This window comes from Haloarcula salinisoli, assembly GCF_019599405.1.
Taxonomy (GTDB): domain Archaea; phylum Halobacteriota; class Halobacteria; order Halobacteriales; family Haloarculaceae; genus Haloarcula; species Haloarcula salinisoli.
Window position 1 is genome coordinate 1,319,264 of record NZ_RKLQ01000002.1, and the last position, 24,242, is coordinate 1,343,505.

General features: G+C 66.7%; 22 protein-coding genes and 1 rRNA gene. 12 read left to right on the forward strand and 11 right to left on the reverse strand.

Features of this window, described 5'->3' with window-relative positions; translation table 11 throughout:
- Positions 1 to 9: 9 nt before the first annotated feature.
- Genes EGD98_RS16030 through EGD98_RS16040 form a run of 3 tightly spaced genes read right to left on the reverse strand, consistent with a single transcriptional unit; the run spans position 10 to position 2,617 of the window.
- A complete protein-coding gene (locus tag EGD98_RS16030; RefSeq protein ID WP_220589440.1) occupies positions 10 to 672 on the reverse strand; it encodes an HAD family hydrolase in 663 nt (220 codons plus the stop codon).
- A 57-nt stretch (positions 673 to 729) separates the two neighbouring features.
- The gene (locus tag EGD98_RS16035; RefSeq protein ID WP_220589364.1) at positions 730 to 1,086 is read right to left on the reverse strand and encodes a hypothetical protein; all 357 of its coding nucleotides are present in this window, start codon (positions 1,084 to 1,086) and stop codon (positions 730 to 732) included.
- 4 nt (positions 1,087 to 1,090) lie between these two features.
- The gene (locus EGD98_RS16040) at positions 1,091 to 2,617 is read right to left on the reverse strand and encodes an aldehyde dehydrogenase family protein (RefSeq protein ID WP_220589365.1); all 1,527 of its coding nucleotides are present in this window, start codon (positions 2,615 to 2,617) and stop codon (positions 1,091 to 1,093) included.
- Positions 2,618 to 2,852: 235 nt separating this feature from the next.
- On the opposite strand from EGD98_RS16040, the gene EGD98_RS16045 reads away from it, so the two are divergent.
- Together EGD98_RS16045 and EGD98_RS16050 are read left to right on the forward strand one after the other, a co-directional pair.
- Positions 2,853 to 3,920: a zinc-dependent alcohol dehydrogenase family protein gene (locus EGD98_RS16045; protein ID WP_220589366.1), complete on the forward strand. Its 1,068-nt coding sequence runs from the start codon at positions 2,853 to 2,855 to the stop codon at positions 3,918 to 3,920.
- Positions 3,921 to 4,033: 113 nt separating this feature from the next.
- Positions 4,034 to 4,738, forward strand: coding sequence for a MinD/ParA family ATP-binding protein (locus EGD98_RS16050; RefSeq protein ID WP_220589367.1), 705 nt, complete (start codon positions 4,034 to 4,036; stop codon positions 4,736 to 4,738).
- 9 nt (positions 4,739 to 4,747) lie between these two features.
- Here EGD98_RS16050 and EGD98_RS16055 read toward each other — a convergent pair whose 3' ends face one another.
- Positions 4,748 to 5,239: a halocyanin domain-containing protein gene (locus tag EGD98_RS16055; protein ID WP_220589368.1), complete on the reverse strand. Its 492-nt coding sequence runs from the start codon at positions 5,237 to 5,239 to the stop codon at positions 4,748 to 4,750.
- A gap of 201 nt (positions 5,240 to 5,440) precedes the next feature.
- On the opposite strand from EGD98_RS16055, the gene EGD98_RS16060 reads away from it, so the two are divergent.
- The 4 genes from EGD98_RS16060 to EGD98_RS16075 all read left to right on the forward strand — a co-directional run bounded on the left by EGD98_RS16060 (position 5,441) and on the right by EGD98_RS16075 (position 10,646).
- Positions 5,441 to 6,595, forward strand: coding sequence for a multicopper oxidase domain-containing protein (locus EGD98_RS16060; protein ID WP_220589369.1), 1,155 nt, complete (start codon positions 5,441 to 5,443; stop codon positions 6,593 to 6,595).
- Positions 6,596 to 6,913: 318 nt separating this feature from the next.
- A complete protein-coding gene (locus tag EGD98_RS16065) occupies positions 6,914 to 8,194 on the forward strand; it encodes a Single-stranded DNA binding protein (protein WP_220589370.1) in 1,281 nt (426 codons plus the stop codon).
- Positions 8,191 to 9,849: a hypothetical protein gene (locus EGD98_RS16070; RefSeq protein ID WP_220589371.1), complete on the forward strand. Its 1,659-nt coding sequence runs from the start codon at positions 8,191 to 8,193 to the stop codon at positions 9,847 to 9,849. Before EGD98_RS16065 ends, EGD98_RS16070 begins: the two co-directional genes overlap by 4 nt.
- Positions 9,850 to 9,896: 47 nt before the next feature.
- Positions 9,897 to 10,646, forward strand: a complete 750-nt coding sequence (locus EGD98_RS16075) for a metallophosphoesterase (RefSeq protein WP_220589372.1) — start codon at positions 9,897 to 9,899, stop codon at positions 10,644 to 10,646.
- A 30-nt stretch (positions 10,647 to 10,676) separates the two neighbouring features.
- On the opposite strand, the gene EGD98_RS16080 is transcribed toward EGD98_RS16075, so the two are convergent.
- Together EGD98_RS16080 and EGD98_RS16085 are read right to left on the reverse strand one after the other, a co-directional pair.
- Positions 10,677 to 11,522: a class 1 fructose-bisphosphatase gene (locus EGD98_RS16080; RefSeq protein WP_220589373.1), complete on the reverse strand. Its 846-nt coding sequence runs from the start codon at positions 11,520 to 11,522 to the stop codon at positions 10,677 to 10,679.
- A 69-nt stretch (positions 11,523 to 11,591) separates the two neighbouring features.
- Entirely contained in the window at positions 11,592 to 12,362 is a 771-nt protein-coding gene (locus tag EGD98_RS16085) for a creatininase family protein (protein ID WP_220589374.1), read from the reverse strand.
- A 96-nt stretch (positions 12,363 to 12,458) separates the two neighbouring features.
- Here EGD98_RS16085 and EGD98_RS16090 point away from each other — a divergent pair, with 96 nt between their 5' ends.
- A complete protein-coding gene (locus tag EGD98_RS16090; protein ID WP_220589375.1) occupies positions 12,459 to 13,292 on the forward strand; it encodes a DUF7979 domain-containing protein in 834 nt (277 codons plus the stop codon).
- A 110-nt stretch (positions 13,293 to 13,402) separates the two neighbouring features.
- On the opposite strand, the gene EGD98_RS16095 is transcribed toward EGD98_RS16090, so the two are convergent.
- Positions 13,403 to 13,768: a winged helix-turn-helix transcriptional regulator gene (locus tag EGD98_RS16095; RefSeq protein WP_220589376.1), complete on the reverse strand. Its 366-nt coding sequence runs from the start codon at positions 13,766 to 13,768 to the stop codon at positions 13,403 to 13,405.
- A gap of 164 nt (positions 13,769 to 13,932) precedes the next feature.
- On the opposite strand from EGD98_RS16095, the gene EGD98_RS16100 reads away from it, so the two are divergent.
- A complete protein-coding gene (locus EGD98_RS16100) occupies positions 13,933 to 15,351 on the forward strand; it encodes an FAD-dependent oxidoreductase (RefSeq protein ID WP_220589377.1) in 1,419 nt (472 codons plus the stop codon).
- A 3-nt stretch (positions 15,352 to 15,354) separates the two neighbouring features.
- Here the strand turns inward: EGD98_RS16100 and EGD98_RS16105 are convergent, their stop codons facing one another.
- The 3 genes from EGD98_RS16105 to EGD98_RS16115 form a co-directional block, all read right to left on the reverse strand.
- A complete protein-coding gene (locus EGD98_RS16105) occupies positions 15,355 to 16,563 on the reverse strand; it encodes an iron-containing alcohol dehydrogenase family protein (RefSeq protein WP_220589378.1) in 1,209 nt (402 codons plus the stop codon).
- A 99-nt stretch (positions 16,564 to 16,662) separates the two neighbouring features.
- Positions 16,663 to 18,540: a molybdopterin biosynthesis protein gene (locus EGD98_RS16110; RefSeq protein WP_220589379.1), complete on the reverse strand. Its 1,878-nt coding sequence runs from the start codon at positions 18,538 to 18,540 to the stop codon at positions 16,663 to 16,665.
- Positions 18,537 to 19,748 carry a molybdopterin molybdotransferase MoeA gene (locus tag EGD98_RS16115; RefSeq protein WP_220589380.1) on the reverse strand — a complete coding sequence of 404 codons (1,212 nt, stop codon included), beginning with the start codon at positions 19,746 to 19,748 and terminating at the stop codon, positions 18,537 to 18,539. The genes EGD98_RS16110 and EGD98_RS16115 overlap by 4 nt, the downstream gene beginning before the upstream one ends.
- A 69-nt stretch (positions 19,749 to 19,817) precedes the next feature.
- On the opposite strand from EGD98_RS16115, the gene EGD98_RS16120 reads away from it, so the two are divergent.
- Positions 19,818 to 19,967, forward strand: a complete 150-nt coding sequence (locus tag EGD98_RS16120; RefSeq protein ID WP_220589381.1) for a hypothetical protein — start codon at positions 19,818 to 19,820, stop codon at positions 19,965 to 19,967.
- A gap of 54 nt (positions 19,968 to 20,021) precedes the next feature.
- Here the strand turns inward: EGD98_RS16120 and EGD98_RS16125 are convergent, their stop codons facing one another.
- Positions 20,022 to 20,924: a prenyltransferase gene (locus EGD98_RS16125; RefSeq protein ID WP_220589382.1), complete on the reverse strand. Its 903-nt coding sequence runs from the start codon at positions 20,922 to 20,924 to the stop codon at positions 20,022 to 20,024.
- Positions 20,925 to 21,071: 147 nt separating this feature from the next.
- Between EGD98_RS16125 and EGD98_RS16130 the strand changes: the two genes are divergently transcribed.
- The 3 genes from EGD98_RS16130 (at position 21,072) to EGD98_RS16140 (ending at position 23,861) form a co-directional block, all read left to right on the forward strand.
- On the forward strand, positions 21,072 to 21,308 hold the full coding sequence (locus EGD98_RS16130) for a UPF0058 family protein (RefSeq protein WP_220589383.1): 237 nt from the start codon (positions 21,072 to 21,074) through the stop codon (positions 21,306 to 21,308).
- 177 nt (positions 21,309 to 21,485) lie between these two features.
- Complete coding sequence (locus tag EGD98_RS16135) at positions 21,486 to 21,782, forward strand: translation initiation factor eIF-1A (RefSeq protein ID WP_220589384.1); 297 nt, start codon at positions 21,486 to 21,488, stop codon at positions 21,780 to 21,782.
- Positions 21,783 to 22,390: 608 nt separating this feature from the next.
- Positions 22,391 to 23,861, forward strand: a 16S ribosomal RNA gene (locus tag EGD98_RS16140).
- The last annotated feature ends 381 nt before the right edge of the window (positions 23,862 to 24,242 follow it).

Consider the following 24,242-nt stretch of genomic DNA (forward strand, 5'->3'; position numbering starts at 1 on the left):
CGGCCGATATCACCGGAGTATCGGGGGGAGGTCGGCGAGCGATTCGAGCACGTACTCCGGGCTATAGGGGTCGGGGCCGTCGCCGTCGTCGAGGTAGGCGGCCGCCAGTCCGGCGTTGTGGGCCCCGGCCACGTCGTAGGAAAGCGAGTCGCCGACGTACAGCGCGCGGTCGGCGGGAACCCCCAGCGAGGCAAGCGTCGACTCGAAGGGTGCGGCGTGGGGCTTCCGGCGGGGCATATCGCCGGCGTAGACGACCGTCTCGACCCGTTCGGTCAGCTCGACCGCACCGACCTTCTCGGCCTGCCGGGACTCGGGCCCGTTCGTGAGGACGGCCGTCGCCGCGGTCTCGCGAGCGGCGTCGAGTGCCTCTTCGGCCGCCCGCCGGAAGGTGACCTGCGTGTTGTCGACGCACTCGACGAACGCATCGGCCAGTGCGATGGCGTCGACCTGGCGGTCGTGCTGGGCGGCCAGTCGGGCGAAGCCGGCGCCGAGATACCCCACCTCGTCGGCGGGGTCCGGCGGGCCGTCAAGGACCGCCCACAGCTCCCCCGGAGCGGCGAAGGGCTCGACGCCGGCCCGTTCGAAGGTCTGCTCGTACAACGTCGCGGTGTCCTGGGTTCGCTCGACCAGCGTTCCATCGAGGTCGAAGATGACGGCGTCGAACGTCACGATACCGTTCCCCAGGGATTCGAGCGACAAAAGCGACGCGCCGTCGGGCTCGCTGGTTCGCTACCACCCGAACTCGAAGCGCTCGGGTTCGGTCGACCTGAGCACCTCCCCGCTGGGATGGAGCGCTACCGCCACAGAGCCGGCCTCGTGGGCGCGGGCGAACGCACGAATCGGCTCGCCGTCGGTGTACGCATCGGGCGCGTCGACGTTGATGCGGTCGGTCATCCCGTCGGTCTGGAGACAGAGCCACCCCGCCAGTGCGAGGGCGACCTTCGGGTCGCTGTCGGTCCGCTCGGGCGCGGCGGCCTCGCGGAGCCGCTCGTGCATTCCCGAGGGAACGACGTAGGTCGTCCCGTCGGGGGCGACGGCGACCTGCCGGGCACGGAGTTCGCCCTCGACCGGCGGGAAGGGAATCACGGACTCAGTCCAGGCTGATGTTGACCGTCTTGGTCTGGGTGTAGTGGTCGACGGCCTCCTGTGCTGTCTCGCGACCCATCCCCGACTTCTTGTAGCCACCGAAGGGCTGGCCGGCCGGGAAGTCGTTGTAGGTGTTGACCCAGATGTTGCCGGCCTCGATGTCCTTGGCACACTGGTGGGCTTTCGTGAGGTCCTCGGTGAGGACGCCGGCGGCCAGGCCGTAGTCGACGTCGTTGGCGAGTTCTATCATCTCGTCGTAGTCACTCCACTCGAACACTTCCTGGACTGGGCCGAAGATTTCCTCCTGGACGGCCTTGCTGTCGTGGTCGATGTTATCGATGAGCGTCGGCGCGACGAAACAGCCATCCGAGAGGGCCTCGTCGTCGGGCTGGCTCCCGCCGGTGACGAAGGCCGCCCCCTCTGCCTCCGCTTTCTCGATGTACTGCATCGTCCGCTCGACCTGCTCGGCGGTGACCTTCGGCCCGAGGTCCGTCGACTCGAGCAGCGGGTCGTCGACGGTGAGGTCGTCGGCCGCCGCGGCGAGTTCGTCGAGAAAGTCGTCTTTGATATCCTCGTGGACGAACAGCCGCGAGCCGGCACAGCAGCACTCGCCGGTGTTGAAGAAGATGGCCGTGATGGTCGTCTGGACCGCCTGCTCCAGATCGGCGTCGGGGAACACGACGAGCGGGCTCTTCCCGCCCAGCTCCAGCGTGATGTCGGTGATGTTGTCGGCGGCGCTTTTCATCACCTCGCTGCCGACCTCGGTCGACCCGGTGAACGCGAGTTTGCGGATGTCCCCGTGGTTCGAGAGGGGCTCGCCGGCGTCTGGTCCGAAGCCGGTGACGACGTTTACCACGCCGTCGGGGATGATATCGCTCGCTTCCTCCATCAGCTTCAGAACGGTCAGGGGTGTCTCCTCGGCGGGTTTGAGGACAACGCAGTTCCCGGCCGAGAGCGCCGGGCCGAGCTTCCAGGCGGCCATCAACAGTGGGAAGTTCCACGGGATAATCTGGCCGACGACCCCGTAGGGCTCCTGAAGGGTCTGGACGTGGCGGCTGTCGTCGGTGTCGACCGTACGCCCCTCGTGAGCGCGGGCGATGCCCGCGAAGTAGCGGAAGTGGTCGATGACGAGGTCCATGTCGATGCGGGCCTCGGTGATGGGCTTGCCGTTGTCCAGTGACTCCAGCCGGGCGAATTCCTCTTTGTTCTCCTCGACGGCGTCTGCGATGCCCTCGAGCATCGCCTGACGCTGGGCCGTCGAGTAGCCGCTGAACACCTCGTCGTAGGCGTCCCAGGCGGCGTCGACGGCCCTGTCGATGTCCTCGGCCTGGCCGGCGGCGACCTCGGCGAGGGTCTCGCCGGTGGTCGGGTCGGTCGTCTCGAAGGTCTCACCCGAGACGCTCGGGACCCACTCGCCGCCGATGTACAGCTGACGGTTCTCGGGAACGACCTCGTTTGCGGCCTGCTCGTGGCGTTGGTTGATAGCGGACTTTCGCTCTGCTGGACTCTGGGATGTGTCGTCGACTGACATGACAGTAAATGATATTGTCGAAACATATATTAAAACTATGTATTTCTTACATTATGTGGGCTCGTTCGTTTATAGCGCCGTCGACGGAATTCGAGTTTGGGACAGAGGTATGCTCGAAAGACGTTATCTGGTAGAGGAGGTAACGACAAAGAGAGGCAGCAGTTAATACTGGATAGTATATATAATTATTGTTCGATAGGTATTATACCACCGGCAAACGTCACTAGCCACTGTCATGCAAGCCGTACTACTGGAGGCGTTCCAGGAGCCGTTGAGCGTACAGGAGGTCGACCGCCCCGACGTGGAGTCCGACGGCGCCATCGCGGAGGTCGTCGGCTGTGGCATCTGTCGCTCGGACTGGCACTGCTGGCAGGGGGACTGGGACTGGTTTGGCTACCGGCCCGACCCGCCACACATCCTGGGCCACGAACCCACTGGTCGCATCGTCGAAGTGGGCGACGACGTCGAGCATCTCGACGAAGGTCAGGAGGTCGCTATCCCCTTCAACTTCGCCTGTGGGTCGTGTGACCTGTGTCGCAACGGACGCGAGAACATCTGTGAGAATCATATCGGGTTGGGGTTCATGAACGAGGCCCCCGGCGCCTTCGCCGAGGAGGTCCACATCCCCAACGCCGACCTGAACGCGGTCCCGCTACCCGAAGATATCGACGCCGAGGCGGCGGCGGGCTGTGGCTGTCGGTTCATGACCTCGTTCCACGCGATGGCCCACCGCGCGCCGGTCAGCGCCGGCGACGACGTGGTCATCCACGGCTGTGGCGGCATCGGCCTCTCGGCGGTCCACATCGCGGACGCGCTGGGGGGTAACGTCATCGGCGTCGACCTGATGGACGAGAAACTCGAGAAGGCCGAGGCGCTGGGCGCTGTCGAGACGGTCAACGCCAGCGAGGTCGACGACCCGGCCGGAGAGGTCCGGGCGATTACGGACGGCGGCGCGGACGTCTCCGCCGACGCGCTCGGAATCGCCACCACCTGCCAGAACGCGGTGAACTCGCTGTGCAAGGGCGGCACCCACGTGCAAATCGGCCTGACGACGAGCGAGGAAGCCGGCTACGTCGAGCTCCCGACCGACGAGTTCGTGGCCAAGGAGATCGATTTCAAGGGCTCACTCGGGCTCCAGCCATCGCGGTACTCGGAGATGCTCGATATGATAGAGTCGAGCAAGCTCGACCCGGAGGCGCTGGTCGAGAAGACCGTCGACATCCACCAGGTCCCCGAGGAACTGGCCGCGATGAGCGAGTACAACACGCTCGGCATCCCGGTCTGTACCGAGTTCAGTAATTGAGGTGACTGCGACCGGGTCGCCACAGTTCCGTCGGCCAGGTCGCCAGTCTGGCTGCGTGATGACAATCGAGGAGAGATACATTTTTTCCGGTCGCTGCCCCACGGTACTGACAGATGCAAGGGGCCCACTGTCTCACCATCGCCGGTGGCAAGGGCGGCTGTGGCAAGACCACGACGGCCGTCAACACCGCGTACGCGCTCGACGACGCCGGTTTCGACGTCGTCGTCGTCGACACCGACCTGGCCATGCCGAACCTGCATACGGTGCTGGGGACGAGTCACGAACCGACCATACACGACGTGCTGGCCGACGTCGAACCGCTCGAGGCCGCTATCGACACGAGCGACGACGTCGCCGCAGTGTACGGTGACCCCTCGCTCGACCGCTACACGGACGCCGACCCGGCCGAGCTAAAGACGGTCTGTAACCGGCTCAAGACGGCCTTCGACGTGGTCGTCCTCGATACGGGTGCGGGCGTCACGCACGCGACGATGGTCCCCTGCGGGCTGGCCGACGACGTGGTGCTGGTGACCACGGCCAAGGAACACGGCGTGGCCGACACCAGCCGGACGAAAGAGATGGCCGAACACGTCGACAGTCACATCCCCGGTGTCGTCGTCACCCGCGCCGACGACGAGACCGGGCGAGAGATCGCCGAGCGTCTCGAAACGTCGCTGCTCGCCGCGGTGCCGGACGAGCCAGACGTGTTCGGGACCGAACCCGTCGTCAGGCACGCGCCTGATTCGGCCGGCGCCGCCGCCTACGGTCGCGTGGCCGACGCGCTCGCCGACGGCATCGACCTCGGCGGCGAGGACTGACCACAGCCGCTATTCGACGACGAGGGCGCCCTTCATGCCGAGGGTCTCGTGTGGCCCACAGTAATAGGTCACCACACCAGTTTCCTCGAACGTCTGCTCGAAGCTAAAGCCCTCTTCCATCGACTGCTCGGACTCGAAGCTGGCGCCCTCCTGGGCGATGACGTTGTGATTGCTCCCCTCGCCGGTCCATTCCCACGTCACTGTCGTCCCGGTCGATATCTTGACTGCGGCGGGGCCGAAGCCGAAGGCCCCATTGTTGCCCTGCGCACCCACGTCGATAGTCACCGAATCGCTGTCCGTCTCGTCGGTCAGCGAGCCGTCGAAGTTCGTGGTCTCGGAGAGATACGACGAGACGGCCTCAGGAACGTCGCTGCCGCTCCCAGTGGCCGTACCGTCACCGTTACCGCTATCGCCGCCGCCCGAACAGCCCGCGACTGCCCCTGCGACTGTCACTGCGCCGATTGCTCGGATAAACGACCGTCGGTCGGGAGTTGCGTTCATTACGGGCGGAGATTGGATACTGATGTATAAACCCCTGTCCGGGATTCTCGGCGGCTGGGAACGTGGTGTCTGGCGAACCGACTCTATGAGTCACGGGCGCACGACGAGGACGCTGATACACAAAGCGCGCTCGCCCATTCTCGGCCACCGGGAACGCGCTCGACCGGATTTATCCGTCCATTCGAAACGTCCACCTGTACAATGGCGAATCCTATCGGTGCACCTGGACGGGGTATCTCGCGACGGGACTTTCTGGCAGCGGCCGGCGCCGCCGGGGCGCTCGTGGGCCTGACTGGCTGTCAGGGCACGTCGGGGGCCGAGCCATCGACGGCGACGCCGACGGCGACACAGCAATCGGGCCAGCAGCCGGAGCTGCCGACCACGTCGCCACCCGAAGTCGTCGACGTCGACGAGCAGGGCGGCTCCGTGACGCTGTCGTCGACGCCCGCTCGGCATCTCGCGCATCCGGGCGAGTCGATGGGCGGCCCCGTCGAATTACCGAAGGTCTGGGCCTTCAGCGCCGACGACGGGGACCCCAGCGTCCCCGGACCGATTCTCCGGACCACCGAAGGCGAGGATATGGAGGTGACCTTCGACAACACCGACGGCCTCCGCCCGCACACGGTTCACTTCCACGCGGTCCGCAAACAGTGGGAAGACGACGGGGTCCCGACGACGACGGGCATCCAGATCAATCCCGGCGAGTCACACACGTACACGATTCCGGCGAACGTCCCCGGCACGCATCTGTACCACTGCCACTACCAGACCCACCGGCACATCGATATGGGGATGTACGGCATCTTCCGGGTCGACCCGGAGGGGTACGAACCGGCCGACAAGGAGTACTTCCTGACGCTCAAGGAGTGGGACTCCCGCCTGAACCGGCAGATGGCCGGGATGGACGCGACCTACGACGTGCGGAACCGCCGGCCGGACACCTTCACGATCAACGGGAAGTCCGCGCCACGGACACTCCACCCGGAGGACGGCTCGCCGCTCATCGTGGACCAGGGCGACACCGTCAGGGTCCACCTCTGTAACAACGGCTACATGGACCACCCGATGCACATCCACAACCACAGGTTCCAGGTCGTCGCCAAGGACGGCGGCATCGTCCCGGAGGTGGCTCGACACGACCAGGACATCGTCAGTGTCCCGCCCGCCGGTCGCCGCACCATCGAGTTCGAGGCCGACGCCGACCCGGGCATCTACCTGGCCCACTGTCACAAAGTCAGCCACGCGATGAACGGGAACAGCTACCCGGGCGGCATGGTGACCGGTGTCGTCTACCGGGACGCGATGGACAGCGACGTGTTCGCGGAACTGATGGACTACGCCGGCTACGAGGGCTGAAAATCAGCGTTCCCTGAGTGCGTTTCCGGGGTCGATTGAGGTTGGCAAGTACTAGTTCCGAGAGCCAGAAAGCCCCCGCGTTCTCGACTCGCGCGGCTCGCTGCGCGCTTCCCTTGCTCACTACGTTCGCTCAGTCCAGTGCTTGTGTCGCCGGGCTTCGTCGAGAACGCGGCCCCTTTCACTCCCACCCATGCCGGCTGGTCAACCGGCTATGGCCGGGGCTTTCTGGCTGTTCACACGCTGGTTCTCTTGACTAACCGCTGCTACCTCACCTAGGCCCACAAACCCTTTTCAGTACCCCTCTCGAAGCGTTCACCGATGTCTCTCGAAGATCATGTCGAGGAACTCGCCTCCGACCTCGACGTAGACAAAGAGGAGGTCAAACGCGACCTGGAGAACCTGGTGAACTACTCGGTGCCGATGGACGAGGCCAAACAGAGCCTCCGCCGGAAGTACGGCGACGGCGGTGGCGGCGGAAGCAGCGGCCCGTCCAGCAAGGCCATCGGCGAGGTCACCACCGACGACTCGAACGTGACCGTCACCGCAGTGGTGCTCACGTCCGGGCGTCGCTCCATCCAGTACAACGGCGAACAACACGTCATCCGTGAGGGCGAACTCGCAGACGAGTCGGGGACCATCTCCTACACCGCGTGGGACGGCTTCGAGGGGGAGCTCGAACCCGGCCAGACCGTGCAGTTCGGCAACGCCGGGGTGAGAGAATGGGACGGCAAGCCCGAACTCAACCTCGGCGACAGCACCGACGCGACCGTCCTTGACGAACGGCTCGATATCGACGCCGAGGTCGGCGGCGAGGCGGACCTCCGTGACCTCGAACCCGGCGACCGCGGCATCACCGTCGAGGTGCAGGTCCTGGAGTGTGAGACCAAGACCATCGACGGCCGCGACGGCGAGACCGAGATTCTCTCCGGGGTCCTGGGCGACCCCACCGGCCGGCTCCCCTTCACCGACTGGGAGCCCCACGACGAAATCGAGGCCGGCGCGTCGGTCCGCATCGAGGAGACGTTCGTCCGTGAGTTCCGCGGCGCGCCGTCGGTCAACGTCTCGGAGTTCTCGACGGTCGAGTCCCTCAGTGAGTCCGTTTCCGTCGCCGAGGACGCCCCGCGGATGGGCGTCGGCGAGGCCGTCGAGAGCGGCGGGCAGTTCGACGTCGAACTCGTGGGCAACGTCATCCAGATACGCGACGGCTCCGGGCTCATCGAGCGCTGTCCCGAGTGTGGCCGCGTCGTCCAGAGTGGGCAGTGTCGCTCCCACGGTGCCGTCGAGGGCGAGGACGACCTGCGGACGAAGGCCATCCTCGACGACGGCACGGCGACCGTGACCGTCATCCTCGACGACGAACTGACCGAGGAGATATACGGCGGTGACCTCGACGACGCTCGCGAACACGCTCGCGACGCGATGGACAAATCCGTCGTCGCCGACCGCATCGCCGAGCGCGTGGTCGGCCGGGAGTACGTCGTCCGCGGTTCGCTGTCGGTCGACGAGTACGGCGCGAACCTGAACGCCAGCGAGTTCGGCGAGTCGACGGCGGACCCGGCCGAGCGTGCGAAAGCCCTGCTCGCGGAGGTCGAACCATGAGCGAGTCCGAGGACAGCGGCCCGGGCCGTCGCGAGGTCGCCCACCGCCTCTTCGCCGCGGAGTTCGACGACGCCGAGTTCTCCTACTCGGAGTCCGACGAAGAGCGCGCCCCGAACTACGTGGTGACGCCGACGGGCGCGCGGGTCAACCGCCTGTTCGTCGTCGGCGTCCTCACCGAGCTAGAGCAGGTCAACGAGGAGGTCCTCAGAGCGCGCATCGTGGACCCGACCGGCCCGTTCGTCGTCTACGCGGGGCAGTACCAGCCGGAGGCACTGGCGTTTCTGGAAGCCGCCACCCCGCCGCTGTTCGTGGCCGTGACGGGCAAGGCCCGTACCTTCGAACCCGAAGACGGCGACCGGGTGTTCACCTCCGTTCGGCCGGAGTCCATAAGCGAGGTCGACGCCGAGACGCGCGACCGCTGGGTCGTCCAGGCGGCCGAGCAGACCGTCGCCCGCGTGGGCCGAATGGCAAGCGCCAAACAGTCCGACCTGTCGGGTGACGCCCTGCAACAGGCGCTGGTCGCGGCCGGCGTCGAAGAGAGCGACGCCGCCGGCGCCACGCTGGCGCTTGACTACTACGACACGACCGGCGACTACCTGCAAGCGGTCCGGGACCTGGCGGTAAACGCCGCCCGCGTCGTCGCGGGCGAGCGCGACGAGGCCGGAACCCTCTCACGTGCCCCCGGCGACGGCACGGACGGTCCGCTGGCGGCTCTGGCGACGATGGAGCTCGAAGCGCCCAGCGACGGTCGCTCGGCCGAGCCGAGCGACGTCGGCGACGAACCCGACGAATCGACGCCTGCGGACTCAGCGGCTCCCGAGTCGACGGCGGATACCGAGGCTGCCGAGTCGGCGACCGATACGGCACCGTCTCCGTCAGCTGCGGCCGACGATACTTCACCTGCCGAGACGACCGATTCGGCGGAAACAGGTGAAGAACCTTCGACGGAAACAACGACCGAAACGACCAGTTCGACCCCCGAAACCGACGAGAGTTCGGAGCCGGCGACGGACACTGAGTCTGCACCGACGGAACCGGAGCCTGCTTCGGCTTCCGATGCTGCCGACGAAGGAAATTCGGGAACGCTGGGTAATTTCGACGGCGGTGGCACGACTGAGTCGACGGGCGAGACTGCAGTAGACGCCGACGCGGCGAGCGACGACGAGGTCGGGGAGTTCGACACCGAGTTCGAACTCGACGAGGACGAGCGCGAGGAGATAGAGGAAGAGTACGGCACTGACTTCCAGAGCGGCACGGAGGTCGACGACGCCGGCGAGGCTGGCATCGAGACGCCCGACCCCGAGGAGCTGGCCGAGGCGGAAGCCGCGGCCGAGGCGGACGGGCCGTCCGACACCGAAGCGGCGACAGAAGACGAGGCGGCGACCGCTGACGAGCCGGCCGCCGAAGCGGAACCGACGACCGCTGAAGCGGCGACGACTGACGAGCCACCGGCCGAGGACGTCGATCTCGAAGACGCGGTGATGGCGGTCATGACCGACCTGAACGAGGGCAGCGGCGCGGACCGCGAGGAAGTCATCACCGAGGTGATGGAGGGCTACAGTGCGGACCGCGACGCCGTCGAAGACGCCATCCAGGACGCGCTGATGGGCGGGCGCTGCTACGAGCCCGACGACGACAAGCTGACGCCCATCTGAACGTCGAGGCGCGCCCCTTTTCTCGCGTGGTCGCCAACGACCCAGCGATGCGTGTCGAACCAGTCCCGGGCGTCCCCGCGGCCACCGTCGACACCGACGGCCAGCGGCTGCTCGCGCTCGCGGACTACCACGCCGGTATCGAGGCCGGGCTGCGCTACGAGGGGGTCGAGCTCCGGTCGGCGGCGAGCGAGCGTCGAGAGCGGCTGCTGGCAGCCCTCGACCGCACCGGTGCCGACCGGCTGGTCGTCGTCGGTGACCTCGGCCACGCCATCGGCTCGCCGTTCGAGACAGAGCGCGAGGAGCTGGAAGCGCTGTTTTCGGCTCTGACTGTCCCAGTTACCCTCGTGAAAGGAAACCACGACGGTGAGCTAGAGCCGGTTCTCGATGACGTCGACACGGACGTGACGATAACGCCGGGCCACGGAACCACCATCGGCGACGTGGGCTTTGCCCACGGCCACACGTGGCCGTCTCCGGCGGTCCTGGAATCGGCCGTCGTCTGTGTAGGCCACGAGCACCCGGTGGTCAAGCTGGAGGACGAGGTCGGCGGCAACCGAAAGGAGCGAGCCTGGCTTCGTGGCCCCCTTGTGCCCGGCTCCTTCGAAGACCACTACGACCAGCCGCTCGACGTGGACGGGGACCTGGTCGTCTTTCCGGCGTTCAACGACCGGTCGGGCGGGACGTGGGTCAACGTCCGGGGCCAGGACTTTCTCGCGCCGTTTCTCCCGGCCGGGGTGGCCGACGCGGAGGCGTTCCTCCTCGACGGGACGCGGCTCGGGGACTATCGGAACGTCTGAGAAGTCGGCCGCTCGGTGGTGCCGACCGGGTTACTCGGCCAGCCCCTCTTCGAGGCGCTGGATGAGCGACTCGTTGCCGAGGAAGGTCGGGGTCCGGCCGTGGACCTCGTCGGGCTCGACGTCGAGCAGCGACTGGTTCCCGTCCGATGAGGCGCCGCCGGCGGCCTCGACGAGGTACGCCAGCGGGCCCGCCTCGAAGTGAATGCGGAGCTTCCCGTCGGGGTACTTGTTGGTCGCGGGGTAGCCAAAGAGGCCGCCGTACTCGAGGACCTGTGCCAGGTCGGCGACCGTCGCGCCCCCGTAGCGGGGCTTGAGTTCGCGGGCGAACTCCTGAGCGAGTTCGTTCATCGCCTCGCTGCGCTGGCTCCACTTCCCGGCCATCCCCAGCACCGTCGGGTCCTGGGGCTGGGTGAAGGTACCCCACCGCTCGCTGTGGCCGTCTCGGAGGAGGTACTCCTGGACTATATCACGGTCCTCACGGGCCACCGTCAGCGTAGTATAGGGGCCATACAGCACCATCATCGAGGCGACGAGGTTGCGCCCGCTCGCGGGTAACTCGCTGTCGTAGACGCCGACGATGGTCCCCACGGAGTTGTTCGAGGCCAGGTTCGAGGAGCCATCGAGCGGGTCGATAGCGATGGTGTACCCGTCGCCGAGGTCTTCGATTCCCTCTCGCTCCTCGCTCGCGTAGCCACCGACGCCCTCGATGCCTGACAGTGAGTCGAAAAAGAGGTCGTCGGCCCAGACGTCGCCGCCGACCTGGGACTCGCCACTGGGGTTCTCGCCCGCGGCCCGGTGGGCGTAGTTCGCGAGGTTGCTGCTGACGTAGTGTGCCGTGTCCTTTACTTCGCGTTCGATCTCGTCGAGGGTATTCATCTGTCTCCCTCCACTCGGTCTGGTTGGTCGTACATGATAGTTCTACATCGTGTCGGGGAGACCTTAAGCCTACACGTGCGGCTTCGGGGTGAGGGCCTCGAAGGGCTGGTCGGCGAGCCACTCACAGAGTTTACAGAGATTGGCAAGTGCCGCCTCGAACAGTTCCTCGCCGACGGCGGCGGAGGCGTCTGTCTGGTCCCCGAGGACGCCGTTGTCGGTGTTGTCGATGGCGTCGTAGAAGGTGGTGGCGCCGTACTGACGCCCGGTGTCTTCGTCGAACTCGACGAGCCCGCCGTCGCGGGCGTCTTCGATGCGGTCCTCGTGGACCAGGTCCCCCGCGAGGTGCTGGATGAGCGAGGTCTCCTTGGGACCGCCGTGGGGACCGGGCGTCTCGAAGACGTCCTCGATTCGCTCGGTGATGGACTCGTCCCACATCCACTCGATTGCGTACATCGTCCCGTCGTCACGGACGCGCCGGCCCACCTCACGGAGGTGCTCGACGTTGCCGCCGTGGGCGTTGACGAAGATGACGCGGTCGATACCGTGGTACGCGAGGTTGCGAGTGAGGCTCTCGACGTAGTCCCGGAACGCCGGGCCGTCGACCCACATCGTCCCGTGGAACTGCCGATGGTGGGGGCTGACGCCGACGTTGATAGTGGGGGTACAGAGATAGCCAGTCTCCGCGGCCGCGGCGCGGGCAAAGGACTCCGCGATGATGTGGTCCGTGCCCTCGGGCAGGTGGGGACCGTGCTGTTCTGTCGAGCCCAGGGGGACCAGTGCGAGCGACTCGGCTTCGAAGTACGACTCGAGGTCGGGCCAGGCCTCGTCAGCGAGGTACATGGCATTGCTCGGTCGAGCAGCCCCTTCAACGTTGATACCACAGCACCGGTACGAACACAAAACATTTGTTGGACTCTCTTGATACTGAATCGACAGATGCCCCCCAGACGCCGGATTGCGACCGCGATTCTCGCCGTCGGACTGCTCTGCTTGCCGGCCCCGCTGTACCTGCCCTACGGGCTCGCCATGGTCAGCCCGGAGACGACAGATGCGCCCTATCACGGCCCGGAAGTGGCCGTCGACGACCCGAGCTCGAACGATATCCGGCTCGACGGGACCCCGACCCGTGACCAGCGGGTTCTCCTTCGAGTCGAGGAGCTCGGGTTCGGATACGATGACCCGGACGGGACCCGGGCGGTGCTGACGCGCGCGGCACGCAACGGCACGGCCACGACGGCGGACCCAACGGTGCGTTCGGACCTCCGCCGCCTCGACTGGAAACACGAGTTCGTGAGCTGGGACCGCCCACCGGCTTCGCCGGCAGTGCGGACCGACGTTCGTCCGCGTACCCCGGCGCCGCCGGGGAGCGCCGGTGATGGGACCCAGCGCTACGCGCTCTCGGTGCGGAACAACGGGTCGACGGTGACACTGACGGAGGCGTCCGCGTTTCAGGTGTTCGACGCCACCGTCGGTGGTCGGGTGGTCGCGTACGACTCGCTCCGCCCGGAGACCCGGCGGGCCGTCGACGCCATCGTCGCGAACACGACCGACGGCCGCGGGGAGTATCACCCGCGGGCGGACAGCCCCGTCGTCGACCGGGCACCACTGCTCGTCGAGAAGAACGGGACGGTGTACAACGTCTACCGCGACGACGGGACGTACATCGGTGGCGGGTTCGCGCGCTTCCTGCTGGGGGGTGGCGTCGCTGTCGTCGGTCTCATCCTCGTCGCCATCGGCCTCGTGGGTCGGCACTTCTCCGGACGTACCTGATACTGGTGGCTGTACAAACTGACGGAATTCGACACCCCGAGGTGTCGAATATCGGTCCGAACGTACAGCCACCAGTATGAGAGGTCGGCCCAACCTGATGAGCCGCGCGGTCAGTCCGACTCGTCGGCCGGCCGGAGGTGTTCTTTCCCCCAGACCGCCATCTCGGTGATGACCGGTTCCAGGGACGCTCCGCGCTCGGTCAGCGAGTACTGGACCCGAAATGGCTGTTCGTTGACGACGTCCCGATTCACCAGCCCGTGGTCCTGGAGGTCTTCGAGACTGTCCGAGAGTACCTTCGAAGAGATGCCGTCGACGTTCTCTTTGAGCTCGTTGAACCCCGAGGGACCGTTCTCCAGCAATCGGTGGACGATGACGGGGTGCCACTTCTTCCCGATGAGTGTCGCCGTCGTCGTGATGGGACACCACTCCTCGCCCGCACACCAGACCGCCAGCGGTTCGCTCGTGTCCTCGCTCATACCCGACTGTTGGCCGGCCAGCCACTAATAGTTACGTCCCGTAAGCGGGTTACCTAGCGTTATCTTCGTCATCCACGGCGCGGGATGCCGTCCGTCACGCTCCGGTGGCGGGGCTAACCCAGGGGTAACTCAACAGTTAGGTGACAGGCGACCCACGTCCCGGTATGAGTGACCCGTTCGTGGTCGTCGGCGGCGACGCTGCCGGCCTCAGCGCTGCGAGCAAGTACACGCGCGAGAACCCCGACAGCGACGTCGTCGTCTTCGAGAAGGGGCGGTGGGTGTCCTACGCCCACTGCGGGACGCCTTACTACGTCAAAGGCGAGGTCGAGCGGCTCACCGACCTGCTGTCGCTCTCGCCCGAGGAAGCGGCCGAGCGGGGCATCGACCTCCGGCGTGAACACGAGGTCGTCGCCGTCGACACCGACGCCGAGACCGTGACCGTCGAGGGCGGTGGCGAGCGTTTCGAGCAACCCTACGGCGACCTGCTGGTGGCTACCGGCGCCCACGCCATCACTGACCCCATCGATGGCTACCACCGCGATATGGCCTTCACGATGCACGGGCTGGACTCGGCGGCGGCCATCAGAGCCGCGCTGGCCGACCCGGACGAGCCCGCGGTCGACACGAGCATCGAGTACGTGGACGCCGAGCTCGTCGACCACTACGCGGCGATAGCGCCGCCCGAGCGGGTGGCCATCGTCGGCGGCGGCTACGTCGGCGTCGAGATGGCAGAGGCGTTCCGCGCCCACGGACTGGAGACCCACGTCTTCCAGCGGGGTCCGCATCTCCTCTCGCCCTTCGGCGACTCGGTGTGTGAGCGGGTGGCCGACCACCTCCGCGAGCAGGGCGTCGAACTCCATCTGAACTGCAGCGTCGAGGAACTCGCCGGGGGCGACCGCGTCGAGGCGGTGGTCCACGAGAACGGCCGCGTCGACGTCGACCTTGCCCTCGTGGGTATCGGTGTCGCGCCGAACTCGCAACTGCTCGCCGACACGCCGGTCGAGCTGGGCGAGTCGGGGGCCGTCGCTGTCGACGAGTACGGCCGGACGAACGTCGAGAACGTCTACGCCGCCGGGGACTGCGCCGAGGACGACCACACTGTCACCGGCGAGCCCGCCTGGGTCCCCCTCGGACTCACGGCCAATCGCGCGGGCCGGGCTATCGGCCAGACCGTCGCCGGGGACCCGGAGCCAGTCGGTGACGTGGCCGGCACCGCCGTGGTCAAAGCGTTCGAGCTGGAGGCCGGTCGGGTCGGTATCATCGACCACGACGACGCGCGTGCGGCCGGCTTCGACCCGGTGACGAAGACCATTACCGCCGGCTCGCGGTCGGGCTACTACCCCGGCAACGAGCCGACCACGGTGAGCCTGACCGCCGACCGTGAGAGTGGACGCGTCATCGGTGGCTCCATCGTCGGGAAGGACCGTGCGGCCATCCGCATCGACACGCTGGCGACGGCGCTGGACTCGGACCTGACCGTCGCGGAGCTCGAACGCCTCGACCTGGCCTACGCCCCACCGTTCAGCCCGGTGTGGGACCCGATTCTCGTCGCGGCGAAGGTGCTGCGGGGCGAACTCGAGTAACTCTCACCACGCCGCTTCCAGCACGCCCACGATATCCTCTCGGGTCGGCTCCAGTTCCGGCGGCGCGTTCGTCATGAACGCGTCCGCGAGGACGGCCTCGGCCACGGCGGGGAACGCCTCGCGGTCCGGCCCGTCCACGTCACGGAGTCTCGTCGGGAGTCCCAGCCCGGCAGCGATGTCGGCGACACGCTCGACCACTGCACCCGCCGGGTCGGCAGCGTCGGTGACGCCCAGCGCCCCCGCGAGCAGGTCCCGGTGGCCGTCGACGGCCTCGAAGAGGTACGCCAGCGCGTGGGGCGCGACGATTGCGTGGGCGGCGCCCTGCTGGACGTCGTACGTGCGTGTAAGACCGTGACCGAGGGCGTGAATCAGCGAGAGGGTCGTCCCGTCCGGTCTGGAGATGCCGTACTGGACCAGGAGGATGCCCTGCGTGAGTCGCTGGAACGTCGTCTCGTCGGCCTCGCCCGCGCCCAGTGTCTCCAGGCCGTCGGCCAGCAACCCCAGCCCGCGCGTCGCGGTCGCATCGGTGACCGGCGTGCGGTTCCGGGCGTACAGCGTCTCGATGCCTTTGTCGAAGCCGTTCATCGCAGAGCCCGCGAGCACCGCTCGTGGGGTCGTCGCTACCAGTTCCGGGTCGTAGCAGGCGGCCGCGGGCATCAGCCTGGAGTCGCTGACGGCGCCGCTTGCGGGTTCTTCGACGGGGCAGGTCGCCGGGTCGGCGGTGACGCCGGCCACCTGCGAGAGGTCGGCGCCGGCAAGCGTCGTCGGTACCGTGATAACCGGCGGGACGCCCGACTCGGGTACCGAGAGGGTCCCGCGCTCGACCAGTTCGGCGCCGACGGCCGCGGGGTCGCGGTCGGTACCCGCGAGCACCGACAGCACCGTCGCCACGTCGAGGCTGCTGCCGCCGCCGACGGCGACGAGACAGTCCACGTCGGCCTCATGATACTGTGTCAGTGCCTCGTAGGCCGTGCCGAGGCGCTTCTTCGGGGTGGTTCCGGCGAAGACGCCGGCCAGCCGTTCGTCGAGGCCCGCGCGCACGGGCTCTATCACCGCCGGGGTCTCGCCCACAGTCGCGCCGGTGACCACCAGCGCGCGCTCACAGCCAAGCGCCGTCACCTCGCTGGCCAGCTGCGAGACGCACTGTGGCCCGTATCTGACGGTGGCAGGGTCGTACTCGAAGCGGAACGGCTCGGCGAGTGACTCGGCCATCGCTCAGCCCTCCGCGACGGTCTCGGCGACGCGAGATGCAGACGGTTCTGGTGTCATTGCCCACCGTAGGTGACCGGCCCTTGAGTGACTTTCTGCGAGCTACCCCTCGAACCCCTCGATGCCCGCGGCGAGGTCGTCCAGCTCTCCCAGCAGCCTCCGCAACCGCTCGACACTTTCCTTCTCGGTCCGGTCCCGATTCGCGAGCACGCGGACGCGCTCGGTTCCCAGCGGGACGAACTCGAGGCCGAGTGTCGCGGCCGTCGCACCCAGGGACAGGCCGGCGTCGGCCTCGCCGGCCGCGACCTTGCGGGCGGGACTTTCGGTGGCCTCGGCTGTCAGCTCGTAGCCGTCGATAGCGTCGGTCACCGCCGCCACCGATGCCCCGCGGTCGTCGGCCACTCGCTCCAGCTCGGCGTCGAAGCTGCGACGCAGGCCCGACCCGCCGTCCCGGTTGACGAACCGATAGTCGCCGTCGACCAGGGTTGCGAGGTCCGCAACGTCGCTGTCGGGCGCGACGGCGAGTCCCCACTCACGTGTCCAGCCGCCCAGCTCCTCGCCCGGTTCCTCCTCCGCCGTCGGCCCGGCGACGACGGCCACGTCCGGCACGCCATCGCGGAGGCGTCGCAGGCCGTCTGCGGTCCCGGTGGGCAGGTAGCGGGGTGCCTCGATTCGGTCCAGCAGCCGGTTCCACAGTGGGTCGTCCTCGCCCACGCCGAACAGCGCCGGAACGCGCACGTCCGGGGAGAACAGCGTCACCTCGACCGTCCGGCCGGCCGGGAGCACCTCGGTGTCGGGCTGGACGGCGACGGTGCCGTCCGCGTCGACCAGACTCGTCGTCGCACCGCTGCCCTTGTCGACGGGGTAGACGAGCGTCGCGCCCTCACCGTCGTCGACCAGGCCGACGGGCATGTACCGTAACCGCCCCTCGGAGTACCGCTCGTCGACCGCCATCTCGCCCGCGACCGTCGCCGTTCTGGGTTCGGGCAGGCCCGCTGCGTCGCGAATCACGGGCGCGACGAACGTCCGGAAGATTGTCAGGGCCGACACGGGGTAGCCGGGCAGGCCGACGTAGGCCGACTCGCCGATAGTGCCGACGAGCATCGGCTTGCCGGGCTTGACCGCGACGCCGTGCAGGCGCAGGTCCCCTCGCTCCTCGATGACCCGGTAGATGACGTCGACGGCACTGGCGCTGGTCGAGCCCGAGGAGAGTACGAGGTCACACTCGTCTGCGGCCTCGTGGAGTAGTTCCTCCATCGCCTCGAAATCGTCGCCTGCGTGGGGGTAGAGCACTGGTTCGCCGCCGGCATCCTCGACACCTGCGGCGATGGTGTCGCTGTTGACGTCGTATATCTGGCCCGCCGCGCTGTCGAGTTCGTCGCCGGGCCGGACCAGTTCGTCCCCAGTCGAGACGATGCCTACGCGCGGGCGAGACTGGACTTCGACCTCGTCGACGCCCAGAGCGGCCAGCAGCCCGATTTCACGGGGTGTCAGATGAGTGCCGGGCCCGAGCGCCCGCGCGCCGGCCGCGATGTCAGCGCCGGCCAGCATGACGTGCTCGCCCGGCGTGACCGCGGTGCGTATCTCGACGCCGTCGTCGGTCTCGGTGGTTCGCTCGACCATCACGACGGCGTCGGCGCCGTCGGGCATCACCGCGCCGGTCGATATCTCGGCGGCGGTCCCCGCATCGACGGTCACGTCGGGTTCCTCGCCGGCGTGAACCGTCCCGGCCAGTTCGAGTGTCTCGGGCGTGGCCTCGCCCGCGCCGAACGTGTCCCGGGCCCGGACCGCGTAGCCGTCCATGCTCGCGCGGTCGAACCCCGGGACGTCGAGCGTGGCGTCGACGCGCTCGGCCAGCACCCGGTCACGGGCGTCGGCCAGCGGGACCGCCTCCGTCCCGGGGTCGATATCGAGCCCCTCGACGACGGCGCGCGCTTCTTCGGGGGTGGCGAGGTCGCGGAACTCCCGTCGGTCGCTCATGCACACCCCTCCCACTCCTCGACCGCGACGGTCGCGCCCTCGGCGTACCCCTCCCGTTCCTCGGGGACGACGACCCAGCCGTCCGCCAGTGCCACGCTGGAGAGGACGCCGGCCCCTTTCGTCCGGGTCGGCGTGGCCGTTGCGCTCCCCTCGTCATCTACGTCCAGAGTCACCCGTGCGAACGTCCGAACGCCGGGCTCGCTGGGAATCTTCCGTTCCAGGTGGGCCTCGGTCGTCGGAAGCCCCGGCTGCTGGCGGTGCCCGGCCGCGGCGACCGACGGTCTGAGGAACTGGACGGCGTTGACGATACAGGCGACTGGGTAGCCCGGGAGCATCAATACGGGCGTGCCCTCGACGGCACCCAGCGCGACGGGGTGGCCGGGCTTGAGCGCGACACCGTGGACGAACACCTCGCCCAGCTCCGCCACGACCGTCGGGACGATGTCGCGCTCTCCCACCGAGGAGCCGCCGGTCGTCACGACGATATCGTGGTCGAGGTCGCGCTCGATGGCCGCCCGGAGTTCGTCGGCGTCGTCAGTGACGACGTCCCGGTAGGTCGCCTCGCCGCCCCACCGCTCGACGTACTGAGTGACTGTCTGCCCGTTCGTCTCGATGATTTCGCCGGGGTCGGGGTCTGCCTGGACGAGTTCCTCGCCCGTCGGGACGACGCTCACGTGCGGACGCTCGTACACCTCGATGGTCTCCAGTCCGACGGCTTTCAGCAGGCCCAGGTCCGAGGGTCTGAGCCGGTGGCCAGGCTCGAACAGGTCCTGTCCCTCGGCTACGTCCTCGCCCACAGGGCCGACGTTGCCGCCCTCGGGAACCGCCTCGAACACCGCGAGCTCGTCGCCGGTCCGCTCGGTCGCCTCGACCATCACGACGGCGTCGGCACCGTCGGGGAGTTCGCTCCCGGTGTGGACCCGGGCCGCGGTCCCGCTCCGGACGGTGTCTCCGATACGCAGCGAGGCCGGCGACCGCTCGCTCGCGCCGAAGGTGTCCCTCGCCCGGACCGCGTAGCCGTCCATCGCCGCTCGCTCGTAGTGGGGGACCGGGCGGTCGGCGGTGACGGCCGTCGCTACCACCCTGTCGTCGGCTTCCCGAAGCTCTACCCGTTCGGTCCGCTCCGTCGGTGTCACCGCTTCCAGCAACCGCTCTCTGGCCGCCGCCGTCCGGGTAAACTCCTCGAACCCGGCCCGGTTGTCGTTCATAGCTGCGTCGTCGGCCCGGGCGGACAAAAAGCCCGGTAGCCGTAACAGGCTTCGCCACGAAGTGGGGGTATGACGCTGCGCTGTCGACGCTGCGGCGAGCCGCTCGTCACCGGCCTCATCGCGACCCAGCGGCGCCACTGCTGTCTCAACGACACGCCCATCGCGGGCGCGTGCCCGAACCACGGCCCGGTCGGTTCTCACGACGCGGTAGACAACTGACCGCGTCAGTGGTCACGGCGCCGTCGCAGCTTGGCTCGCGCGCGAACAATCACGCTACCCGAGCGTGAGCCACCACCACGCCGCCGTGCTCGCGCCCGCGTGGAGGACCATCGCGCTCACCGCGGGGAACGGGGAGCGCTGGCGGGTGAGCACGACGCCACCCCACACCAGCGACGGCAGCGCGAGCGCCTGGGCCGCGACGACTGGGACCGGCAGCACCCGCCCGGCGAGCCCGATGGTCAGGAGGACCGCGACGCCCGCGAGCAGCCAGTACGCCCGCCTGAGTCGGGGTGCCGACCACCGGACAGCAAGTGTCCGCTTCCCGACCGCGGCGTCGGCCTCGCGGTCGGGCCAGTGGGTCGAAAGCAGATTACAGCCGACCAGCACGGTAAACGGTACCACCGCAAGCACCGTCGTCGCGCTGACGCGCCCGACGACTGCGACGCCGTACAGCGGGAGCAGCGTCCCGCCGAGGGCAGCGTTAGTCAGTTCGCCAACGCCACGGCGGATGAGCGCCGCCGGCGGGAGCGAGTACGCCAGTCCCGCGACGGCGGTGCTACCAAGGAGTGCGAGTGCGGCCACGGACAGCAGCCCGGACCACCAGCTGGCGACGGCGCCACCGATACCGACCAGTGTCGCGACGCCAGCAGCCCGCGCGAGTAACTCCCGTCGGACACCGGTCCGCTCTACGGCGCCGCTCCCGCCGGAGAAGGGCGTCCGCTCGGTCAGGCGGTCGGTCTCGACGTCCGCGTACTCGTTCGCGTAGTGGACGCCCAGCGCTACGGGGAGCAGGGCGGCGCCGCCGACCGCGACTGCCGGCCACGACACAGCGGAGGTCGTCAGTGCCCGTGCCATGCCGACCCCGTGCGCGTAGACGAGCGCGATGAGCGCGACCTGGCTCGGGCGCGCGGCCAGCCACAGCGCCCGGAGCTGTCGCCCCAAGATGGCAGTTCTCATGGCCGGTGTCCAATTATCGTCGTTCGGACGGCTCTCGTGTCCATTCTGTTCGATTTCGGTGAGACAGTACGACAACTACACCGATATATATTGGTAACAAGTGGCAAGATAATACTATAACCCTTCGTCTTCTAGGCGATACTATCCATGAAGAAGCAAGAGCTCATTCATCTTCACAGCCTTCTCGCACAGGTACAGCACCATTACGAAGCCGACACAGGGAGCGACGTCGAACACGACGAGTACGCAGATCTCGGTGTCAAGCCGACATCGATTCACAAGTCGAAGACAGACCACAAAGCCGCTGTCTTTGCGCTTGCGGACGGTCTCACCGACGACATGGTCGCCGAGAGCGAGGAACCGCTGACGCTCGCCGCCGACTGAACTTCTCTCGGCCCTGGCCGTGCCATCACGCCCGACAGCCCCTGGCTTCGCATCACTTTGGCCCCCTGACCACAGTGACGCCGTCGAGCGGCCTCCTGACGCCGTCGGGCGGTGCCGTGTGGTACGCGCTATCGCAACTCTCAAATCACTTATACACAGTGGGCGCCTACTACCGGTGTGAGTGAAGATACAGGGCGGCGGAATCTCCGCATGCCAAACAGCGATCAGTTGTTCGCAGTCGTAACGGAACACCTCGGTGGGAACCACGTCCGTCTCCAGTGTGAGGACGGCGAGACCCGCATGGGCCGAATCCCTGGCCGGATGAAGTTCCGGACCTGGATTAACGAGGAAGACATCGTCCTCGCGGAGCCGTGGGACTGGCAAGACGAGAAAGCCAACGTCGAGTGGCGCTACGACGGCCAGGACGCCGACCAGCTTCGTGCCGAAGGCCACCTCGATTCGCTGACTGCCTGAAGTACCTTTTCTGCAGCGTGTGCGACGGACGCGAGTCGTTTTTTCGATGAGTGATACGGCAGCTACTCCCGAGTCTCCCCGGCCTGCCCGCCCTGCGCGGGAGCACTATTGTCGCTCAATAGCTCCAGTCGCCAGCTGGCTCCGAGCGCTCCGCCGACCTCTTGTCTAATCGTGCTGACTACTAATCGTGATATAACGCCGCAGTCTTGCGATTTGGTGTGTGACGGGCTCACGTCACGTGTGCGCCGTGTGGGGCCGACACAGGGCGACTGCGAGACGAGTCATTTATGTATACCCCTCCCATCGGATATGATGCGAAGGTCGCCCCGGGCAGCGTGCTCGGGTCGACGGTCTGACGACGCCCTCTGGGCGTCGTTGGATGTTCGCTCAGAGCGCATGGCCGTCTTCCGACGGCTTCCGCTCGCACCATGAGGATTCCACCCCTGCGGTCCGCCGTCAAGATGGAATCTGATGTGAGCCCACGGACCCATGCAGTAGTTAACATCGATATAGGAATCGATGTGTGAGGCTACCAGCTGTATTGTACAGCAGGTAGTGTTAGCTTCCGACGGAGTGCAACCACTTCCGCCGCTGATGTATATCAGCACATTCCGGTTGATCCTGCCGGAGGCCATTGCTATCGGAGTCCGATTTAGCCATGCTAGTCGCGCGGGTTTAGACCCGCGGCATATAGCTCAGTAACACGTGGCCAAACTACCCTACAGACCGCGATAACCTCGGGAAACTGAGGCCAATAGCGGATATCACTCTCACGCTGGAGTGCCGAGAGTGAGAAACGTTCCGGCGCTGTAGGATGTGGCTGCGGCCGATTAGGTAGATGGTGGGGTAACGGCCCACCATGCCCATAATCGGTACAGGTTGTGACAGCAAGAGCCTGGAGACGGTATCTGAGACAAGATACCGGGCCCTACGGGGCGCAGCAGGCGCGAAACCTTTACACTGCACGAGAGTGCGATAGGGGGACTCCGAGTGCGAGGGCATATAGTCCTCGCTTTTCTGAACCGTAAGGTGGTTCAGGAACAAGTGCTGGGCAAGACCGGTGCCAGCCGCCGCGGTAATACCGGCAGCACGAGTGATGGCCGATATTATTGGGCCTAAAGCGTCCGTAGCTTGCTGTGTAAGTCCATTGGGAAATCCACGCGCTCAACGCGTGGGCGTCCGGTGGAAACTGCACGGCTTGGGGCCGAGAGACTCGACGGGTACGTCCGGGGTAGGAGTGAAATCCTGTAATCCTGGACGGACCACCAATGGGGAAACCACGTCGAGAGACCGGACCCGACAGTGAGGGACGAAAGCCAGGGTCTCGAACCGGATTAGATACCCGGGTAGTCCTGGCTGTAAACGATGCTCGCTAGGTATGTCACGCGCCATGAGCACGTGATGTGCCGTAGTGAAGACGATAAGCGAGCCGCCTGGGAAGTACGTCCGCAAGGATGAAACTTAAAGGAATTGGCGGGGGAGCACCACAACCGGAGGAGCCTGCGGTTTAATTGGACTCAACGCCGGACATCTCACCGGTCCCGACAACAGTAACGACGGTCAGTTTGACGAACTTACCCGAGCTGTTGAGAGGAGGTGCATGGCCGCCGTCAGCTCGTACCGTGAGGCGTCCTGTTAAGTCAGGCAACGAGCGAGACCCGCACTTCTAGTTGCCAGCAACACCCTTGTGGTGGTTGGGTACACTAGGAGGACTGCCATTGCTAAAATGGAGGAAGGAACGGGCAACGGTAGGTCAGTATGCCCCGAATGGACCGGGCAACACGCGGGCTACAATGGCTCTGACAGAGGGATGCGACGCCGAGAGGCGAAGCTAATCTCTAAACGGAGTCGTAGTTCGGATTGCGGGCTGAAACTCGCCCGCATGAAGCTGGATTCGGTAGTAATCGCGTGTCATAAGCGCGCGGTGAATACGTCCCTGCTCCTTGCACACACCGCCCGTCAAAGCACCCGAGTGGGGTCCGGATGAGGCCACCATGCGGTGGTCGAATCTGGGCTCCGCAAGGGGGCTTAAGTCGTAACAAGGTAGCCGTAGAGGAATCTGCGGCTGGATCACCTCCTACTGACCGGGATTGGGGCTTTGCCCCAACCCACCTTCACTTGGTCGTTGTTTACAACGACCAATTGGCATTGACTGGTGACCACAAGTCACCGCGAGTCGGAAGTTCTCCGACTACTGCATGGGCCCTTGGGCTCACATGACCTCTCCGAGTCGGACCCCCTCACGGGGGCGCCGGGTGCAACTCCCGGCGGGTCCGTACGACGTAGCACGTCCGAACCGTGCCCCTTAAGTGTGGGACGGCGCTCGGATGTGATACGACGACAGATGCACCATCCCGGGTAAAACCGAGGTTGGGAAGGGTCGATTCGCCCACCATCCACCACCTTGGGGGCGAGTATGAAACCGTGTGTACGTGCGATCCAGGCGTCCACTGGACTCGT

What these genes read in the sequence shown, in the direction of transcription:
- EGD98_RS16040 (WP_220589365.1), bottom strand. Translation starts at nt 2,617, where the DNA reads ATGTCAGTCGACGACACATCCCAGAGTCCAGCAGAGCGAAAGTCCGCT.
- EGD98_RS16045 (WP_220589366.1), top strand. Translation starts at nt 2,853, where the DNA reads ATGCAAGCCGTACTACTGGAGGCGTTCCAGGAGCCGTTGAGCGTACAG.
- EGD98_RS16050 (WP_220589367.1), top strand. Translation starts at nt 4,034, where the DNA reads ATGCAAGGGGCCCACTGTCTCACCATCGCCGGTGGCAAGGGCGGCTGT.
- EGD98_RS16055 (WP_220589368.1), bottom strand. Translation starts at nt 5,239, where the DNA reads ATGAACGCAACTCCCGACCGACGGTCGTTTATCCGAGCAATCGGCGCA.
- EGD98_RS16060 (WP_220589369.1), top strand. Translation starts at nt 5,441, where the DNA reads ATGGCGAATCCTATCGGTGCACCTGGACGGGGTATCTCGCGACGGGAC.
- EGD98_RS16065 (WP_220589370.1), top strand. Translation starts at nt 6,914, where the DNA reads ATGTCTCTCGAAGATCATGTCGAGGAACTCGCCTCCGACCTCGACGTA.
- EGD98_RS16070 (WP_220589371.1), top strand. Translation starts at nt 8,191, where the DNA reads ATGAGCGAGTCCGAGGACAGCGGCCCGGGCCGTCGCGAGGTCGCCCAC.
- EGD98_RS16075 (WP_220589372.1), top strand. Translation starts at nt 9,897, where the DNA reads ATGCGTGTCGAACCAGTCCCGGGCGTCCCCGCGGCCACCGTCGACACC.
- EGD98_RS16080 (WP_220589373.1), bottom strand. Translation starts at nt 11,522, where the DNA reads ATGAATACCCTCGACGAGATCGAACGCGAAGTAAAGGACACGGCACAC.
- EGD98_RS16085 (WP_220589374.1), bottom strand. Translation starts at nt 12,362, where the DNA reads ATGTACCTCGCTGACGAGGCCTGGCCCGACCTCGAGTCGTACTTCGAA.
- EGD98_RS16090 (WP_220589375.1), top strand. Translation starts at nt 12,459, where the DNA reads ATGCCCCCCAGACGCCGGATTGCGACCGCGATTCTCGCCGTCGGACTG.
- EGD98_RS16095 (WP_220589376.1), bottom strand. Translation starts at nt 13,768, where the DNA reads ATGAGCGAGGACACGAGCGAACCGCTGGCGGTCTGGTGTGCGGGCGAG.
- EGD98_RS16100 (WP_220589377.1), top strand. Translation starts at nt 13,933, where the DNA reads ATGAGTGACCCGTTCGTGGTCGTCGGCGGCGACGCTGCCGGCCTCAGC.
- EGD98_RS16105 (WP_220589378.1), bottom strand. Translation starts at nt 16,563, where the DNA reads ATGGCCGAGTCACTCGCCGAGCCGTTCCGCTTCGAGTACGACCCTGCC.
- EGD98_RS16110 (WP_220589379.1), bottom strand. Translation starts at nt 18,540, where the DNA reads ATGAGCGACCGACGGGAGTTCCGCGACCTCGCCACCCCCGAAGAAGCG.
- EGD98_RS16115 (WP_220589380.1), bottom strand. Translation starts at nt 19,748, where the DNA reads ATGAACGACAACCGGGCCGGGTTCGAGGAGTTTACCCGGACGGCGGCG.
- EGD98_RS16120 (WP_220589381.1), top strand. Translation starts at nt 19,818, where the DNA reads ATGACGCTGCGCTGTCGACGCTGCGGCGAGCCGCTCGTCACCGGCCTC.
- EGD98_RS16125 (WP_220589382.1), bottom strand. Translation starts at nt 20,924, where the DNA reads ATGAGAACTGCCATCTTGGGGCGACAGCTCCGGGCGCTGTGGCTGGCC.
- EGD98_RS16130 (WP_220589383.1), top strand. Translation starts at nt 21,072, where the DNA reads ATGAAGAAGCAAGAGCTCATTCATCTTCACAGCCTTCTCGCACAGGTA.